This is a genomic window from Kocuria sp. WN036, from assembly GCF_002287015.1.
In the GTDB taxonomy this organism is placed as follows: domain Bacteria; phylum Actinomycetota; class Actinomycetes; order Actinomycetales; family Micrococcaceae; genus Kocuria; species Kocuria rosea.
Genome location: NZ_NSKF01000001.1, coordinates 1 through 16,444, shown reverse-complemented (window position 1 = coordinate 16,444; position 16,444 = coordinate 1). Strand labels below are relative to the sequence as shown.

The following is a 16,444-nucleotide window of genomic DNA, read 5'->3' as shown; positions in this document are numbered from 1 at the left end:
GGCTAGATCACCAGGCCCAGGGCGAAGGGCCCGATGAGCACGGTGAAGATCGTGATCAGGATGACGCCCACGATGTTGAGGACGATGCCGCCGCGCACCATCTCGGCGATCTTGACCTGGCCGGTGGCGAAGACGATGGCGTTGGGCGGGGTGCCCACGGGGAGCATGAACGCGCACGTGGCCGCCAGCGCCGCCGGGATGAGCAGCGTCATGGGGTCCACCCCGATGCCGACGGCGACGCCGCCCAGGATCGGGATGAACGTGGCCGCCGTGGCGGTGTTGGACGTGATCTCGGTCAGGAGCAGGACGATCGTGACCACCGCCGCGAGCAGCAGGACGATCGGCAGCGCGCCGAGCCCGGAGACCTGCGCGCCGAACCAGGCGTCCAGGCCCGTGCCGGCCACGGCGGCGGCCAGCGACAGACCGCCGCCGAAGAGCAGGAGCACGCCCCACGGGAGGCCCTCCTCGGCGTCCTTCCACTCCAGGGTCATGTTGCCCTGCTTGTCCCCGGGGAGCAGGAAGAGCAGCACGCCGGCGCCGATGGCGACCACCGTGTCGTCGAAGAGGTCCAGCCAGGGCAGCTGCTCGCCGATGGTGCCGATGCCGGACAGCAGCCCCGGGACGATCCAAAAGAACGCGGCGATGACGAACACGACGAGGACGGTCTTCTCGCCCTTGCTCATGGGCCCCAGGGCGGCGATCTCCTCGTTGATCAGCTCCTTGCCGCCGGGCACCTCCGCCAGGTTGAAGCGGAAGATGACGCGGGTGATGAGCAGCCAGGCGAGACCGATGAAGACCACCACGATCGGCACGCCGAGCATCATCCACTGCGCGAAGCCCACGGTCCGGTCCAGCTCGTCGCTGATGTAGCCGGCCACGATGGCGTTGGGCGGGGACCCCAGCAGGGTGCCGAGGCCCCCGATGGTGGCGGCCCAGGCGATCGCCAGGACCAGGGCCACGCCGAACAGGCGCACGTCGCGGTCGTCGATGACGTCGCTGATGGCCTTGCCGCCGCGGATGTCCTCGCCCATGGCCTCGGTCTCGGCCCGGGTGCCGGCGTTGCGGCTGTTCTCGACCACCAGGGTCAGCACGGACAGCCCGATCGGCAGCATCATCAGCGTGGTCGCGGTGTTGGAGACCCACATGGAGAGGAAGGCTGTGGAGATCATCAGGCCGAGGATGATCTGCCGCGGGTGGGTGCCCACCCGGCGCAGGGTCAGCAGCGCGATCCGGCGGTGCAGGTTCCACTTCTGCATGGCGATCGCGATCAGGAAGCCGCCGAGGAACAGGAACACGATCGGGTTGGCGTAGGGTGCGGTCGTCTCGGCCACGGTGAGCGCCGTGAGCACCGGGAAGAGCACGATGGGCAGCAGCGAGGTGATGGACAGCGGCACCGCCTCGGTCATCCACCAGACCGCCATCAGCGTGGCGACCGCACCCACCACCCGGGCGTCGGCCGAGACGTCCGCGCCGCCGAGCAGGAACCAGACCAGGAAGGCCAGCAGCAGGCCGAGGCCGCGGAAGAGCCAGGTCTTCGCCGCCGGGCGGGCAGGTTCGCGGTCGTCGGGCTCGTAGTCGAACTCGCCCTGTTCGGGGACGATCTTTCCGGGGCGCTCGCTCATGTGATCCACCTCATGGTCTCGGGGGCGTGCCCGAAAGGTAGCAGTCACGTCACCGGGCGGCAAGGCGCGCCGCGCCGGGTCATCCGGGGTCCGGGGCGTCCCTGCTCCGGCGCGGGAAACGGTTGCGCAGGTTCTCCTGCGCCACCGCGGAGAGGTTCTCGATCGGCAGCCCTGCCGGGCAGACCTCCACGCAGTCGCCGAGCAGGGAGCAGGGCCCGAACTGCTCCTCGGAGGCGTCGATCACCCGGGCGGAACGCTCGCGGCGCTCGGCGTCGTCCTTGGCCAGCGGCGGCAGCTCCCGCAGCATCGTGCCCACGAACAGCTGGCCGGACCCGTTGGGGCAGGACGCCACGCACGCCCCGCAGCTGATGCAGCCGCCGTTGGCCAGGGCCTTCATCGCCACCGGGAACTTGCCCGCCTTCGCCACGAGGCGCAGCGCCTTCTTGTCCACGGAGAGGTCCCGCTTGACCGGGAAGGACGCCGCCCGCAGCGGCTCGATGCGCACGCGGTCCCCGTCCCGGTAGGCCCCCAGGTGCTGCATGCAGCTCGCGGCGTTGCGCTCGGGGCCGTGCGCCACGCCGTCGACCGTCACCCCGCACTTGCCGCAGACCCCTTCGCGGCAGCCGTCGTCGAAGACCACCGGGTCCTCGCCGGCGGCCTCCAGCTGCGCGTTGATCCGGTCGAGCAGCTCGAGCACGGTCATGTCCGGGCTCGCGTCCGGGACGTCGTAGGCCGTGAAGTCCCCGGGCTCCTCCGGGGAGGGCTGGCGCCACACGTCCACGGTCAGGGAGAAGGTGCTCACTCGCTCGGGTCCTTGTCGTCTCGAAGAAAGTCGTCTCGAAGAAGGTCGTCCTGCAGGACGTCGTCCCGCAGCAGGGCGTCCCGCGGGAGGTCGTCCCGCAGGCGGGGAAGGGCGGCCACGGGGCTCAGCGCACCGCGCGGGTCAGCACGGCCACCGGGATCGTGGTGTTGCCGGCGGCCACCGCGGCGCCGAACGCGTTCGCGGCGATCTGCAGCCGCCGCTGGAAGCGCCGGTCACCGCCCACGCCCACGTCATTGGCGATCTCCGGGATGCCGTGCACCAGGTGGGCGGCCAGCGCCGCCATGGACAGGGCGTAGGCGGCGGCCACCGGCGGGCGGGAGAGGCTGGCCACGAGGTTGGCGTGGGCGCTGCCGTGCTCGAAGCCCCGGGCCGCGGCGGGCCGGGCGCCCAGGGTCAGGTCGAGCACGTGGAAGAGGGTGAACAGCCCGAGCACGCCGCCCGTGCTGCGCATCGAGCGCTTCGCCACCGTCCACGGGGAGCGACGACGGCCCCGCGGACGCCGGCCGGTGCGCGGCAGCAGCGTCCCGTTCGCCGCCCAGGACCGCGCGGTGAGCACCGCGGCGGCGCCCGTGTGGACCACGAGGCCGGCTGCGAGCACGCCGCGGGCCGCCCAGAGCACCGTGCCGCGCGGCAGCACGGGGGCGCCCGCCGTGCGGAGGAGCTCGGCGTAGGCGTCGAACTTCTGCGCGCCCTGGTAGACCTTCAGGTTCCCCAGCATGTGCACCAGCACGTAGCCCGAGAACAGGGCGCCGGAGGCGGCCATCGCGAGCTTGAGGTCGGTGTTCGGCAGGGCGGGCAGCAGCCCGTCCGGCGCGGAGCGGGCCGTGCCTGCGGGGCGGGGGGAGTCGTTCACGGCATTCATCCTAGGGGCGGTGCGGGCTGAGACGTCACAAGTCTCAACGTCCTTGCGGAGGGGGTCGCGGACCGTCACGGAGCCGCGCCGAGGGGTCGTTTCCCGCCTCCGCGCCCGCCTCCGCGCCGGCGCGAGGGGTCGTTTTCCGCCGGTGCGAGCAGCTCATTCCGACCGAAAGCAACCCCCCGCGGCCGGAGGAGCGCCGGAAGCGACCCCTCGCGGCGGGGGCTAGCGCCGTGCGGCCAGGACGTCGGCGATGCGCTCGAGGGACTCCTCGTTCTGCAGCGAGGACCGGTCGCCGAGCGGGGCGCCCTCCCACAGCTGCGCGAGCAGCCGCCGGGTGATCTTCCCGGACCGGGTCTTCGGCAGGTCCGGGACCGCCACGACCGCCCGCGGCTTGGCGATCGGCCCGATCTCGTGCGCCACGTGCTCGCGCAGGGCCGCGGTCAGCTCCTCCGCCGGGACCCGGGCGGCCTCGGGGGTCAGCACCACGTAGGCGAGCACCGCGTGCCCGGTCAGCTCGTCGCGCACCGGCGCGGCACCGGCCTCCACCACCCACGGGTGGGTGACGAGCGCCGACTCGATCTCGATGGTGGACAGCCGGTGCCCGGAGACGTTGATGACGTCGTCGACCCGCCCCAGGATGTAGATGTCCCCCTCCTCGTCGTAGCGGGCGCCGTCCCCGGCCAGGAACCAGCCCTGCTCCGCGTATGCCTCCCAGTAGGAGGACAGGTAGCGCTGCGGGTCGCCCCACACGGTGCGGGCCATCGAGGGACCGGTCCGGTCCACCACCACGAAGCCCTGCACCCCGGGCGGGACCGTCTCCCCGGCCTCGTCGACCACGCGGGTGGAGATCCCCGGGACCGCCCGGGTCGCGCAGCCGGGCTTGAGCGCGGTGCGCGGGGCTCCGTCGTCGAACGTCCCCGGGGGCGCGAACTGGGGGTCGTGCGGCCTTGGGGACATCACGGTGGCGCCGGTCTCGGACTGCCACCACGTGTCCACGAACGGCACCTCGTCCCTGCCCAGCTGCGCGCGCAGCCAGCGCCAGGCCTCGGGGTTGATCGACTCGCCCACGGAGCCGAGCAGCCGGATCGAGTTGAGGTTGTAGAGCGGCGGGACGCCCTTCGGGAACGCGCCCATCAGGGAGCGGATCAGCGTGGGCGCCGTGTAGTAGGCGGTGACCCCGTAGCGCTCGACCACCTCGAAGTGCCGGCCCCAGTGCGGGGTGTTCGGGGTGCCCTCGTAGATCACCTCGGACACGCCGTTGACCAGCGGCCCGTAGATCTCGTAGGTGTGCGCGGTGACCCACGCGAGGTCCGCGGTGCACCAGTGGACCGTCGAGTCCACCTTCGCGGGGTCGTTGACGGTGGCCAGCTCGTCCGGGCGCAGCACGCCGTCCTCGTCCTCGACGTCGGGCAGCAGGTCGAACAGCAGCGCGTGGGTGTAGGCGGTCTGCACGAGATAGCCGCCCATCGTGTGCACCAGGCCCTTGGGCCGTCCGGTGGTCCCGGAGGTGTAGATGATGAACAGCGGCGTCTCGGCGTCGAACGCCTCGGGCACGTGCACGTCGGACTGGTCGGCGACCAGCTCGTGCCACCACACGTCCCGCCCGCGCGTCCACGGGACCGCGTCCTCCTCCTTGGAGTGCGTCCCCCGGGTGCCCCGCGGCAGGTCCGTGCGCCCGGGCCGGGAGGTGCGGCGCACGACGACGACGTGCTCGACCGCGTTGTCACCGCTGCAGGCCTCGTCGGCCACGGCCTTCACGGGCACCACGGCGCCGCGCCGGTGCTGCCCGTCCGTGGTCACGAGGACCTTGGCGCCGGTGTCCTCGACGCGGAAGCGCAGCGCCTCGGCGGAGAACCCGCCGAAGACCAGGGAGTGCACCGCGCCGATGCGGGCGCAGGCCAGCGTGATGATGACGGTCTCCGGGATGACGGGGAGGTAGATCACCACCCGGTCGCCCTGCTCCACGCCCAGGGCGAGCAGGGCGTTGGCGGCGCGGGAGACCTCCCGCTGCAGGTCGGCGTAGGTGTAGACCAGCCGGTCCCCGGGCTCCCCCTCGAAGTACAGGGCCACGTGGGCGCCGCGGCCGGCCTCGACGTGGCGGTCCACGCAGTTGTGGGCCACGTTGAGCCTGCCGCCCTCGAACCACGCGATCTCCGGGACCGACCAGGTGGGGCCGCCCTGCTCGTCCGTCCCGAGCCGCCGCGGGGCCTCGAAGCGGTGCGCGGTGGTCCACGGCCGCGCCCAGTCGAGGCGCGACGCCTGCGCCTCCCAGAAGGCGATCCGGGCCTCGTCCGAGACCAGGGCGGGATTGGGGATGGGGGAGGAGGGGTCGCTCCAGCTGAAGCTCACGGTGCTGCTGTCCTTTCCGGCCGGCACGGACGACGGTTCCACTGTGCCAGGCGCACGTGTCAGGCCCATTTCTTGGCGGCCCACTTCTCGAAGACTCCCAGCAGCGCGTCCGTCGCCTTGCCGAGCACCGCGAGCAGCACGATGGCGAGGAGCAGGCGGTCGGTGCGGCCGTTGTTCTGCGAGTCGGTGAGCAGCCAGCCCAGGCCCATGGAGGCGCCCAGCAGCTCGGCGGCCACGAGGAACAGCCACGCCTGGGCCAGGGCCAGGCGCAGCCCCGAGATGACCGACGGCATGACGGCCGGCAGCTGCACCGTGGTGAGCAGGCGCAGCCCGTGCAGCCCGAACGCCCGCGCCGCCTCGATGAGGTTGCGGTCCACGTGCTGCAGGGCCGCGGAGACGGTGGTGTAGACCGGGAAGAACGCGCCGATGGCCACCAGCGTGACCTTGGAGTCCTCGCCGAGGCCGATCCACAGCAGCAGCAGCGGCACCCACGCCAGGGACGGCACCGCGCGGAACGCCCCGATCGTGGGGCCCACCAGTGTGGAGCCCCAGCGGGAGAGGCCGATGAAGGACCCGGCCACGAGGCCGAGCCCGGCGCCGATCAGGAAGCCGATCAGCACGCGCTGGGTCGAGATGCCCACGTGGGTCCACAGGTCCCCGCCGGCCAGCAGGCCGATCCCGGCCTCGAGCACCGCGAGCGGGGCCGGCAGCTGCACGGCGCTGAAGACGCCGGCGGTGGACAGCACGTGCCACAGCACCAGCAGCGCGGCGGGCAGCAGCAGGCCCAGCCCGGTGCGCAGCAGCGGCCGCCGCCGGGGGGCCGCGGCGGGGGCGTCCTCGAGACGCTGCGCCTCCTCGGCGGGGGCCAGGGGCTGCGTCACTGCCCGGCCCCGACCAGCTCGGCCGCGCGGGAGGCGTCGGCGTTCTCGGCGTAGGAGCTCTCCACGATGCTCCCGAGCGCCTCGTCGATCTGCTCCTGGCCGGCCACGTCGTCGGACTCCACGAAGATCGGCCCGACCTTCTCGAGGACCGCCAGCTGCTCGTCGCCCGGCACGTGGTCGATGTCCAGGTTGGTGCGCTCGAGCACCTTCTCGGCCACGGACAGCTCGATCCCGGCCGCCTCGGCGAGCAGCTGCGCGGTCTCCTCCGTGTTCTCCTGCGCCCACTGCCGGGCGTAGGCGTAGACGTCCACCACGGTCTGGGCGGCCTCGGGCTGCTCCTCGAGGAAGCTCTCGTGGGCGTTGAGGAAGCCGTAGGTGTTGAAGTCGACGTTGCGGTAGAACAGCTCCGCGCCGTTCTCCTCCGCGGCGGCCATGATCGGGTCGAGCCCGGACCAGGCGTCCACCTGGCCGTTCTCCAGGGCGGCGCGGCCGTCGGCGTGCTGCAGGTTCTGGATCGTGACGTCCCCGGCGTCCACCCCGGCCTCGTCGAGGGCCTGGAGCAGGAAGAAGTACGGGTCGGTGCCCTTGGTCGCGGCCACGGTGCGGCCCTCGAGGTCCGCGACCTCCTGCACCTCGCTGCCGGCGGTGGTGACCAGGGCGGACCACTCCGGCTGCGAGTAGAGGTCGATCACCCGGATCGGGGTGCCGTTGCTGCGGGCCAGCAGCGCCGCGGAGCCCGCGGTGGAGCCGATGTCCACCGCCTCCGCACGCAGCGCCTCGTTGGCCTTGTTCGACCCGGCGGACTGCACCCACTCCACCTCGATGCCCTCCTCGGCGAACGCGGTTTCGAGCCAGCCCTTCTCCTTGATCACCACGGAGAGCGGGTTGTAGGTGGCCCAGTCCACGCGGACGGTGCCGTCCCCGGCGGCCTCCGCGGGCGGCTCACCGGAGCCCTCACCGGCCATGCACCCGGTCAGGCCGAGGGCCAGGACGGCGGCGAGTGCGGGGACGGTGCGGACGGAGCGCTGGGGCAGGGGCATGGCGGAGCCTTTCGTGGTGGACGGACGGTGCCGGGCGGCGCGGGCGGGTGCCGCCGCTGGTCCGGGGAGGGGAGTCGGGGTGGGGGCGGGCCGCGTCAGCGGGTCGCGGGGTGGTGGGTGTCGACGCCGAGGTGGCCGAGGAGCTGCACGCGCAGCTCGGCGAGGACCTCGGAGGCCCGGTCCCGGGGGCGCTCGCCGGGGACGGCGAGGATCGTGCTGATCGAGGCCGGGGCGGTGGGCCCGGTCCGGCCCAGGACCACGATCCGGTCCGCGAGCTGCAGCGCCTCGTCGACGTCGTGGGTGACGAGCAGGACGGTGGTGGGCTGGGCCGCGTGGATCGTGAGCAGCAGGTCCTGCATCTGCAGGCGGGTCAGGGCGTCGAGCGCGCCGAAGGGCTCGTCGAGCAGCAGGACCCCGGGATTGCGGGCCAGGGCCCGGGCCAGGGACGCGCGCTGGGCCATGCCGCCGGAGACCGCGCGGGGACGGTGGCCGGCGTGCGCGGTGAGCCCCACCAGGCGCAGCAGGTCGTCGATCACGGCGTCCCCCTCGTCCCGGGGGAGTCCGCGGGGCAGGCCCAGGCGGACGTTCTCGCGCACCGAGCGCCACGGCAGCAGGCGGGGCTCCTGGAAGGCGACCGCGCAGCGCGGGTCGATGCCGGACACGGGGGTGCCGTCGATGAGCACCCGTCCGGCCGAGGCGGTGTCGAGCCCCGCGGCGGCCCGCAGCAGCGTGGACTTGCCGCACCCCGAGGGCCCCAGGACCGCCAGGACCTCGCCGGGCCGGGCCGTGACGTCGACGTCCTGCAGGACGTGGTGGGTCTCGCGGCCGGACGGGAAGGCCTTGCCGACGTGCTCGAAGGCCACGGAGAAGGCGCGCTTCGCGGTGCCCGGTGCGGTGGCCGGCGCAGAGCCCAGCAGGGAAGTGCTCATGATCAACTCCATCGGTCCTGGCATTAGCACCTCGCACGGAGGATCAGACGGATCCGTGCCGGTTGCTGCGACGTCGACGAGCCAGGTCTCTCAGCCGCTCCGGATGGTTACACCACCAATTGAACGTCCTCGGCGTGTTCCCTGGCAAATCCGTCGCATCCGTGGTGATCGCGACACATCGCTGGCACGGGAGCCCTCCGTGCCCCACCATGGACCCATGACGAGCCGCAGAAGCCCGGCCCGGGCGGACCTGGTATGCGACGCCTGCGCGGCGTTCGGCGCGGTCCTCGACGGGCTCGGCGACGACGACTCCTGGGCCGCCACTGGCTGCCCGGGGTGGTCGGTCCGGGACCTCACCCACCACTGCGCGATGGACGCCCTGCGGGGGCTGGTCGCGCTGCACACGCCCACCACCGCCCGCCCCGACCGGGACGCCGCGACCTACTGGACCGACTGGGGCGGCGATCCCGCGGGGGCCGCCGAGGCCCGGCGCCACACCCGCGTGGCCGCGTCCATGGTCCTGGACTGGGAGCCGGTGCGCGCCCTCCACCGCGAGACCACCCGGGCGCTCGTGCACGCCGCGCAGCACTGCGGCGACGGCGCGGTCCGCACCCAGGGGCACGTGCTGCGCGTCGAGGACCTGCTGAGCACCCTCGCGGTGGAGGCCACGGTCCACCACCTGGACCTGATCCAGCACCTGGACGGCTCCCCGGGTCCCGCCGTGGACGGGCTCGCCGAGGTCCGCCGGGTCCTCACCGACCTGTGGGAGCGGGAACCGCTCGAGCACTGGAGCGACGAGCACTTCGCCCGCGTGGGCACCGGCCGGGCGGAGCTGACCGCCCAGGAGCGTGCGGAGCTGGGCGCGCACGCGGACCTCCTGCCGCTCTTCTCCTGACCCTCCCCCTCCGCGAGGTCGCCGACACGTGCAATCCCGCGGAGGAAGAAGGAGGGGGAACGGGTTCCGTGCCAGGCTGGGGGCATGAGCCGCAACGACCCCGCCGTCATCGACCGCCTCATGACACGGCCCGGCCGGTGGGCCGTGGTGGGGCTGACCGGCAACACGGCCCGTCCGGCGCACTCGGTGGCGAAGCGGATCCGGGACGACCTCGGCATGACGATCGTCCCGGTCAACCCGAAGGGCGAGCCGGTGCACGGCGAGCCCGGCCACCGCACGCTCGCCGAGGTCCCGGGGCCGATCGACGTGGTGGACTGCTTCGTGAACTCCCGCCGCGTCGGCGCGGTGGTGGACCAGGCCATCGCCGTGGGCGCCGCCGCGGTGTGGCTGCAGCTGGGCGTCGTCGACGAGGACGCCGCCGCCCGGGCGGAGCGGGCCGGCCTCGACGTGGTCATGGACACCTGCCCCCTGATCGAGCTCCGGTCCCTGCTCCGGCGGGGCTGGACCCTGGACCCGGGCCGGACCCCGCCGCTCGCCCCGCCCGGCTGAACGACCCGGCTGAGCGACCCGGCGGAGCCGCCCGAACCGGGTGGGCGCAGGCCCGATGCGGGCCGGGACCGTCCCCGTGCGGCGGGACCGCACAGGGGTTGCACCCGGTCAGGGGCCACCCGCTAAGCTGTCCCCCGACGACGATGACGAGTCCCGACACGAAGCTCTGGCTGGTCGGGCGGCAACCCTCTCCCGTAGCGGGGTGCCCCAGATGAACATCGGGCCGCGGTGCACGTGCTCCGCGGCAAGTACGGCGCCCACCAGTGCGTCGGACCCGCGGGCAGGTCTCCACGACGCACGGGCGCGGGTCGGCATCGACCCGGGAGGAACACCCCATGAGCAAGCGCATCGCCCTGAACGCCTTCGACATGACCTGCGTGGGCCACCAGGCCCCCGGTCTGTGGAAGCACCCCCGCTCCCGGGCGGACGAGTACAACACGATCGAGTACTGGACGGACGTCGCCCAGGTCCTGGAGAAGGGGCTCTTCGACGCGCTGTTCCTCGCGGACGTCGTCGGGTACTACGACGTCTACCAGAACTCCGCGGCCCCGGTGATCCGGGACGCCACCCAGATCCCGGTCAACGACCCCTTCATGCAGATCTCCGCGATGGCGGCCGTGACGAAGCACCTCGGCTTCGGCGTGACGAGCGCGATCACCTACGAGCAGCCGTACCCACTCGCCCGGAAGTTCGCGACCCTCGACCACCTCACGAAGGGCCGGATGGGCTTCAACGTGGTGACGTCCTACCTGAAGTCGGCCGCCGAGAACCACGGGCTGACGGAGCAGATCTCCCACGACGAGCGCTACGAGATCGCCGAGGAGTTCATGGAGGTCTGCTACAAGCTCTGGGAGGGCTCCTGGGAGGACGGCGCGGTCCGGCGCGACCGGGTCAACGGGGTCTTCGCCGACCCGGCGCTCGTCCACCCGATCCAGCACCACGGCAGGTACTTCGACGTCCCCGGCATCGGGCTGACCGAGCCGTCCCCGCAGCGCACGCCGCTGATCTTCCAGGCCGGGGCCTCCTCCCGCGGGCGGGCGTTCGCCGGCCGCCACGCGGAGGCGGTGTTCGTGGGCGGCATCCGCCCGGACCTGACCCGGGTGGTGACCGACAAGCTGCGCGACGAGGCGGAGGCCGGCGGGCGGAACCGGGACGACCTCAAGATCTTCGCCATGCTGCACGTGATCGTCGACGAGACCGACGCGAAGGCCGAGCAGAAGCGCCGCGACTACGAGCGGTACGCGGACACCGACGGCGCGCTGGGCCTCGTGGGCGGCTGGTCCGGGCTGGACCTGGGCCGCTACGACGAGAACGACGTCCTGGAGTACATCAAGACCGACTCGATCCAGTCCTTCCTGACCCCCTTCACCACGGCCGACCCGCACAAGAAGTGGACGATCAAGGAGGTCGCCAAGCACATCTCGATGGGCGGCATGGGCGTGCCGATCGTCGGGTCCCCGCAGACCGTGGCCGACGAGCTCGAGCGGTGGATCGACGAGGGCGGGCTGGACGGCATCAACCTCGCCTACCACGTGTCCCCGGGCTCGTTCGAGGACTTCGTGGAGTGGGTCGTGCCGGAGCTGCAGAAGCGCGGCCGCTACCGCACCGGCTACGAGGGCACCACGCTGCGCGAGAACCTCTACGGCAAGGGGCAGACCAAGGTGCTCGGCACCCACCCCGCCGCCGCGTTCCGGGGCGCCTACGCGGGCAGGCCCTCCGCCGCGGACACCCCCGCCCGCCAGCTGGCCCTCTGACCCCCGTCCCCTGACCCCGCGGCTCCGCCGGGAGCACGGGGCAGGGCACGGACGAGGGGCCCCCGCGTGCGGGGGCCCCTCGTCCGTGCCGGGTCAGGACGCCGGTGCGGCGCTCCAGCGCAGCAGGGCCGCGACGTCCGTGCCGTGGGGCAGCGCCCCCGGCGGCACGAAGACGGGGCGGCCGTCGGTCAGCACCGCGGCGCGCACCAGCGCGGCGTCGGCGGAGACCCGGCCCAGCACGCCGGCGCCCACGGCCTCCGACTCCTCCAGGGCGATCCACGGCTCGGCGTCCAGGGCGATGAGCTGCTGCTCCGTGTCCAGGTGGGTGTCGTCGATCAGCAGCGTCTCCGCCTGGGCCTGCTGCAGGGCGGAGACCACGGGCGCCATCCCCGAGACGGCGGTGGGGTCCGCGCGTCCCTGCTGCTCGGCGAGCCGCTCGAGCAGCGCCTGCTGGCGGTGCGCCACGACCTCCGCCACGCGCTCCTCGACCTGGTGGTCGAAGTCGGCGGACTTGCTGCCCTCCGCCCGGGTGTTGGCGTCCACGACGCTCAGCATCCCTCGGCTCGCCTTGGACAGCTGCTCCTCGACCAGGCCCCGGGCCCGCAGGTCCCCGGCCAGGACGACGAGCTGGGCCCCGCTCTCGGCCACGACCTTGTCGATCTGCTCGGCCACCTGCTCGGTGTTGCGCCGCCACACGTCCTCCGTGTGCCGCTGCCAGCGCCCCTGCGACCAGCCGCCCCCGGGGAACTTCTTCAGGTGCTCGGTCTCGCCCTCGATCTGCTGCTCGTCCGCGGCCCGGACGCGGCTGGCGTGCTGGAGGCAGATCTCGCCGCCGTCCCGGCCCACCTCGGCGACCACGTACGGGAAGTCGTCCGGGCGGTGCCGGAACAGGGGAGTGAGATCGGGGACGTCCTCCACCTGGACGACACCGCTGCCGGCCCGGGGCCCGGGGAGGACCTCGTCGATCTCCACGGTGCCTCCGCGCACCAGCAGGTACCGGCACACCGGGTCCGGCACGCCCTCGGCCGGGCGCACGGCGGCCTCCACCGCGGCGAGGTCGGCCTTGCTCGCACCCTGGCGCTCCAGCTCTCGGCAGATGTTCTCCGGAAGCACGTCGATGGCGTGCAGCGAGTCGACGGTGCCGGTGCTGATGTCCGTGTACACGGTGCACCAGGGGCCCTTGCTCTTGAACAGTTCGGCGTAGCGGTGGAATCGGCTCGTCATGATCGACAACTCCTGCTGTTGAGCGGTGCTTCCTGTGGTGCAGACCACGTTATCCGACCACCAGGGGGCTGGGAACAGACGACCCGACGAGTAGGGTCGGAGGCACACGACCGGCCCCACGGCCGGTGGTCCCGCAGGTCCCACGACGCAGGAGGCAGTCATGAGCGACGTACCCGAGTACGACGAGGCCGACCGGCTCGAGCAGTCGATCGACGCCGATCAGCAGGATCTCGACGACCAGGACGAGGAGGCTCCGGTGCACGCGCCCGACCGCTCGGAGGCGTCCTCCCTCGAGGCGAACCCCGACGACCTCGTGGAGCAGGACCAGGAGGTCGTCCTCGACGAGCCGCAGGAGGTCTCCACGCTCGAGGAGGAGTGAGCCGCGCACCGCGCGGGGGCACGGACCCCGCGCGGTGCGTCACACCGCGGACCAGCCGCCGTCCGAGGGCATGATCACGCCGTTGACGTTGGAGGCGTCGTCGCTCGCGAGGAAGGCGATGACGGCGGCGACCTGCTCTGCCGTGGCCGTGGCACCGGGGGCGACCGCGTTGGTGCGGATGCCGTCCGCGGCGTGCGTGAGGGCGGTGCTCTTCGTCAGCCCGGCCACGGCGTGCTCGGAGGCGGTGTAGGCCGCGCCCGCGGCGGAGCCGCGCAGGGCCGCCTCGGAGGCCACGTTGACGATCGCGTCCCGTCCGGAGGCCCGGAGCAGCGGGATCGCCGCGCGGGCCACGGCGCCGCCCTCTTCATGGTGGTGCGGAACGGGCCCGGAAAAACTTCCCGGAAAAAAATGTGACCTGCTGCATCCACGGATGGGTCCACGGCGGTAGTACGGGTGCAAGGTCGATTCCGCTTCCGCCAGGGAGCCCGTTCAAGGAGCAGTTACCATGCGCAAGACCCTTTCCGCCGCAGCAGTCCTCGGCCTCGGTGCCGGTGCCCTCAGCATGAGCCCGGCGTTCGCCGCCGAGCACGCCGAGCTCTCCGTGCTCCACGGCGTCCCCGACACCGTCGTGGACGTCTACGTCAACGGTGAACTCACCCTCGACGACTTCGAGCCGGGCACCCTGGCCGGCCCGCTGGAGCTGCCCGCCGGCAGCTACGACCTGGCCATCACGGCCCCCGACGCCGCCGACGCCTCGGAGCCGATCATCGGTCCCGTCACCGCCGACCTGCAGACCGGGATGAGCTACACGGCCGCGGCCCACCTCGACGCCGAGGGCAACCCCACGGCCGCGCTGTTCACCAACGACATGTCCGAGATCGAGGCCGGAAAGTCGCACCTGACCGTCCGGCACGTGGCCGCGGCCCCGGCCGTGGACGTCCTCGCGGGCGACCAGGCGATCATCACCGGGCTCGAGAACCCGAACGAGGAGACCCTCCCGGTCGACGCCGGCACGGTCTCGGCGTCCGTGGCCGCCGCGGGCACCACCGAGCCCGTCATCGGCCCCGCCGATCTCGAGCTCGCCGAGGGCACCCACAACATCGTGTACGCGTGGGGCTCCCTCGAGGCCGGGAACCTGGACCTCGCCGTCCAGACCCTGGAGGGCATGGAGCAGGCGCCCGAGGCCGTGCCGGGCGGCCGGTCCGGCCTCGCGGCCCAGGAGCAGCGCACGATGCTGACCGCCGGCCTCGCGGCCGCCGGTGCGCTCGGGCTGATCGGCGCGGCGTACGGTGCCCGCCGGGTGCTCGCGGGGAACCGCCGGTAGTGAGCGGTCCTGACAGGCACGGTCCGGGTGCGCGGCAGGCTGCGGCCCACCGCGCGCCCGGACCGACAACTCCCGGCACCCGTCGTCGTCGTCTGGCGGCGGTGGGTGCCGGGGCGGTCGCCTCGGTGTCCCTGCTCGCGGCAGCGGCCGTCACCGCTCTCCCGGAGAGCGGGGCCGTGCCGCCCGCGAACTCCCTGGCGGCGGGACCGTACCAGGGCGAGGAGGCGGTGCCGGCAATTGCCGGCCTCGACCGTCCGGTCTCCGCGGAGGCCCCGGCGCAGTCCGCCGCGGCACCCGCGGAGATCCCGGTCGCTCCCGCCACCCAGGCGCCCGCCGAGAAGGTACCCGCCCCCGTGCGGGTGGTCGTGGACGGCTCCCCGATCGACATGCCGGTGGTCCCGGTGGGGGTCGAGGACAACGGGGCCATGACCATCCCGGACAACCACGTGGAGCTGGGCTGGTACCGGTACGGTCCGTCCCCCGGGGCGGACGAGGGCGCCGCGGTCGTCGCCGGCCACGTCGACACCCTCACCGAGGTCACGCCGATGGCGCAGCTCAAGGACGTGCCGGTCGGGGCGGAGGTCCGCGTGGAGCGCGCGGACGGGAGCGTCCAGCGCTACCGCACCGAGTCCGTCCAGCACGTGCACAAGAAGTCCCTCGCGGAGGCGGACCTGTTCCGCCGGACCGGCGAGCCGGTGCTCCACCTCGTGACGTGCGGCGGGGAGTGGCTCGAGGAGATCGGGGACTACGAGGACAACGTGGTGCTGCGGGCGGTCCCGGTGCCCTGAGCGGCGGAGGGAGGCGAGAGGCGCATGACCGGATGGCCGGTGTCCACTAGGCTGGGCACGACTCGTGCGCCCGGGCACCGCCCGGTCGCCCGCGACCACGACCTCCGCCCCACGAGGAGCCCTTCCACGATGCCGCCGCCGCCCCCGGACTGGGGACCCGAGCTCGACGCCGCGTTCGCCGCGGGGGACGAGCAGGCGCTGAGTGCCGCGTACCGGCACTGCGCCGGGGTCATCCGGGGTCTCGCCCTCCGGGCGCTGCGCGACGACGCGGGTGCCGACGACGTGGTGCAGGAGGTCTTCATCCGGGCGTGGAAGTACCGGTCCGGCTACCGCCCCGAGCACTCCTCGGCCCCCGCCTGGCTCATCGGGATCGCGCGCAACTGCATCGCCGACGCCGCGAGGACCGCCGGCCGCGAGGCGGAGCGGCGCCAGGCGGACGCGGTGCGCACCGACCGGAAGCCGCGGCACGAGGAGTCGGACCTGCTGGTGGACCGGCTCGTGGTGCGGGCGGAGGTCGAGCGGCTCGGGCCCCCGAAGTCGACGATCATGGCGCTGGCGTTCTACGAGGAGCTCACGCACCAGCAGATCGCACAGCACCTGGACCTGCCCCTCGGCACGGTCAAGAGTCATCTGAGGCGCGGCCTCACGAACCTACGAACACGATTGGGAGACGGTCATGGCACACCTGAGTGAGGAGTCGCTGACGCTCCTGGCTCTGGGTGAGGCCCTCGACCCCCAGAGCCGGGAGCACGTCGCCTCCTGCGCGGACTGCACGGCCGAGCTCGCGTCCCTGCAGCGCGTCGTGCACGCCGGCCGGGCCGAGGCGCCCGCCGTGACGGCGCCCGGCCCCGGGGTCTGGGCTGCGATCCACGCCGAGCTGGGCCTCTCCGACGAGGTCGCGGCGGATCCGCTCGCCGGCACCCGGGACGGCGCCCGCGGCGACACCGCCGCCGAGGACAGCGCCGGCACCGTCGGCGCCCCCACGGGCTCCGCGGCCGGCCCGCGGGGCGACGACGGCGCAGGGCGCG

General features: G+C 73.2%; 17 protein-coding genes, 1 pseudogene and 2 riboswitches. Of the genes and pseudogenes, 8 read left to right on the top strand and 10 right to left on the bottom strand.

Annotated features, from left to right (window positions below; all coding sequences use genetic code 11):
• Positions 1-2 precede the first annotated feature (2 nt).
• From CK505_RS00085 to CK505_RS00055, 8 genes are all read right to left on the bottom strand, one after another.
• Positions 3-1,622 carry an SLC13 family permease gene (locus CK505_RS00085; protein WP_095649795.1) on the bottom strand — a complete coding sequence of 540 codons (1,620 nt, stop codon included), beginning with the start codon at positions 1,620-1,622 and terminating at the stop codon, positions 3-5.
• 79 nt (positions 1,623-1,701) lie between these two features.
• A complete protein-coding gene (locus CK505_RS00080) occupies positions 1,702-2,424 on the bottom strand; it encodes a 2Fe-2S iron-sulfur cluster-binding protein (protein ID WP_017833855.1) in 723 nt (240 codons plus the stop codon).
• A complete protein-coding gene (locus CK505_RS18735) occupies positions 2,421-2,543 on the bottom strand; it encodes a hypothetical protein (RefSeq protein ID WP_017833856.1) in 123 nt (40 codons plus the stop codon). Before CK505_RS18735 ends, CK505_RS00080 begins: the two co-directional genes overlap by 4 nt.
• A gap of 5 nt (positions 2,544-2,548) precedes the next feature.
• On the bottom strand, positions 2,549-3,307 hold the full coding sequence (locus CK505_RS00075) for a succinate dehydrogenase (protein WP_255250849.1): 759 nt from the start codon (positions 3,305-3,307) through the stop codon (positions 2,549-2,551).
• Between the two features lie 219 nt (positions 3,308-3,526).
• Positions 3,527-5,653 carry an AMP-binding protein gene (locus CK505_RS00070; RefSeq protein ID WP_095649793.1) on the bottom strand — a complete coding sequence of 709 codons (2,127 nt, stop codon included), beginning with the start codon at positions 5,651-5,653 and terminating at the stop codon, positions 3,527-3,529.
• A 59-nt stretch (positions 5,654-5,712) separates the two neighbouring features.
• Positions 5,713-6,534, bottom strand: coding sequence for an ABC transporter permease (locus tag CK505_RS00065; RefSeq protein WP_095649792.1), 822 nt, complete (start codon positions 6,532-6,534; stop codon positions 5,713-5,715).
• On the bottom strand, positions 6,531-7,574 hold the full coding sequence (locus tag CK505_RS00060; RefSeq protein WP_017833860.1) for an aliphatic sulfonate ABC transporter substrate-binding protein: 1,044 nt from the start codon (positions 7,572-7,574) through the stop codon (positions 6,531-6,533). The genes CK505_RS00065 and CK505_RS00060 overlap by 4 nt, the downstream gene beginning before the upstream one ends.
• A 95-nt stretch (positions 7,575-7,669) precedes the next feature.
• Positions 7,670-8,503, bottom strand: a complete 834-nt coding sequence (locus CK505_RS00055; RefSeq protein WP_095649948.1) for an ABC transporter ATP-binding protein — start codon at positions 8,501-8,503, stop codon at positions 7,670-7,672.
• Positions 8,504-8,508: 5 nt separating this feature from the next.
• Positions 8,509-8,613: riboswitch (SAM riboswitch) on the bottom strand.
• Positions 8,614-8,720: 107 nt separating this feature from the next.
• Between CK505_RS00055 and CK505_RS00050 the strand changes: the two genes are divergently transcribed.
• From CK505_RS00050 to CK505_RS00040, 3 genes are all read left to right on the top strand, one after another.
• The gene (locus CK505_RS00050; RefSeq protein ID WP_095649791.1) at positions 8,721-9,398 is read left to right on the top strand and encodes a maleylpyruvate isomerase N-terminal domain-containing protein; all 678 of its coding nucleotides are present in this window, start codon (positions 8,721-8,723) and stop codon (positions 9,396-9,398) included.
• Between the two features lie 84 nt (positions 9,399-9,482).
• The gene (locus tag CK505_RS00045) at positions 9,483-9,947 is read left to right on the top strand and encodes a CoA-binding protein (RefSeq protein ID WP_017833863.1); all 465 of its coding nucleotides are present in this window, start codon (positions 9,483-9,485) and stop codon (positions 9,945-9,947) included.
• Between the two features lie 142 nt (positions 9,948-10,089).
• Positions 10,090-10,204: riboswitch (SAM riboswitch) on the top strand.
• A gap of 78 nt (positions 10,205-10,282) precedes the next feature.
• On the top strand, positions 10,283-11,701 hold the full coding sequence (locus CK505_RS00040; RefSeq protein WP_017833864.1) for an LLM class flavin-dependent oxidoreductase: 1,419 nt from the start codon (positions 10,283-10,285) through the stop codon (positions 11,699-11,701).
• 93 nt (positions 11,702-11,794) lie between these two features.
• Here the strand turns inward: CK505_RS00040 and CK505_RS00035 are convergent, their stop codons facing one another.
• The gene (locus CK505_RS00035) at positions 11,795-12,925 is read right to left on the bottom strand and encodes a Vms1/Ankzf1 family peptidyl-tRNA hydrolase (protein WP_017833865.1); all 1,131 of its coding nucleotides are present in this window, start codon (positions 12,923-12,925) and stop codon (positions 11,795-11,797) included.
• Between the two features lie 160 nt (positions 12,926-13,085).
• Here CK505_RS00035 and CK505_RS00030 point away from each other — a divergent pair, with 160 nt between their 5' ends.
• Entirely contained in the window at positions 13,086-13,304 is a 219-nt protein-coding gene (locus CK505_RS00030) for a hypothetical protein (RefSeq protein ID WP_017833866.1), read from the top strand.
• Between the two features lie 39 nt (positions 13,305-13,343).
• On the opposite strand, the gene CK505_RS00025 is transcribed toward CK505_RS00030, so the two are convergent.
• Positions 13,344-13,655, bottom strand: coding sequence for an SDR family oxidoreductase (locus CK505_RS00025; protein ID WP_342353069.1), 312 nt, complete (start codon positions 13,653-13,655; stop codon positions 13,344-13,346).
• A 154-nt stretch (positions 13,656-13,809) separates the two neighbouring features.
• On the opposite strand from CK505_RS00025, the gene CK505_RS00020 reads away from it, so the two are divergent.
• The 4 genes and pseudogenes from CK505_RS00020 to CK505_RS18315 form a co-directional block, all read left to right on the top strand.
• Complete coding sequence (locus CK505_RS00020; RefSeq protein WP_095649789.1) at positions 13,810-14,628, top strand: DUF4397 domain-containing protein; 819 nt, start codon at positions 13,810-13,812, stop codon at positions 14,626-14,628.
• A 101-nt stretch (positions 14,629-14,729) separates the two neighbouring features.
• Positions 14,730-15,416, top strand: a complete 687-nt coding sequence (locus CK505_RS00015) for a class F sortase (RefSeq protein WP_052132985.1) — start codon at positions 14,730-14,732, stop codon at positions 15,414-15,416.
• Positions 15,417-15,545: 129 nt separating this feature from the next.
• On the top strand, positions 15,546-16,109 hold the full coding sequence (locus CK505_RS00010; RefSeq protein WP_095649788.1) for an RNA polymerase sigma factor: 564 nt from the start codon (positions 15,546-15,548) through the stop codon (positions 16,107-16,109).
• Positions 16,093-16,444: pseudogene (locus CK505_RS18315) on the top strand (anti-sigma factor); the annotation flags it as partial. The gene CK505_RS00010 and the pseudogene CK505_RS18315, both read left to right, overlap by 17 nt.

Coding starts and splice junctions, on each gene's coding strand:
- CK505_RS00085 (WP_095649795.1), bottom strand. CDS start 1,622: ATGAGCGAGCGCCCCGGAAAGATCGTCCCCGAACAGGGCGAGTTCGAC.
- CK505_RS00075 (WP_255250849.1), bottom strand. CDS start 3,307: ATGAATGCCGTGAACGACTCCCCCCGCCCCGCAGGCACGGCCCGCTCC.
- CK505_RS00060 (WP_017833860.1), bottom strand. CDS start 7,574: ATGCCCCTGCCCCAGCGCTCCGTCCGCACCGTCCCCGCACTCGCCGCC.
- CK505_RS00055 (WP_095649948.1), bottom strand. CDS start 8,503: ATGAGCACTTCCCTGCTGGGCTCTGCGCCGGCCACCGCACCGGGCACC.
- CK505_RS00050 (WP_095649791.1), top strand. CDS start 8,721: ATGACGAGCCGCAGAAGCCCGGCCCGGGCGGACCTGGTATGCGACGCC.
- CK505_RS00045 (WP_017833863.1), top strand. CDS start 9,483: ATGAGCCGCAACGACCCCGCCGTCATCGACCGCCTCATGACACGGCCC.
- CK505_RS00040 (WP_017833864.1), top strand. CDS start 10,283: ATGAGCAAGCGCATCGCCCTGAACGCCTTCGACATGACCTGCGTGGGC.
- CK505_RS00035 (WP_017833865.1), bottom strand. CDS start 12,925: ATGACGAGCCGATTCCACCGCTACGCCGAACTGTTCAAGAGCAAGGGC.
- CK505_RS00030 (WP_017833866.1), top strand. CDS start 13,086: ATGAGCGACGTACCCGAGTACGACGAGGCCGACCGGCTCGAGCAGTCG.
- CK505_RS00020 (WP_095649789.1), top strand. CDS start 13,810: ATGCGCAAGACCCTTTCCGCCGCAGCAGTCCTCGGCCTCGGTGCCGGT.
- CK505_RS00010 (WP_095649788.1), top strand. CDS start 15,546: ATGCCGCCGCCGCCCCCGGACTGGGGACCCGAGCTCGACGCCGCGTTC.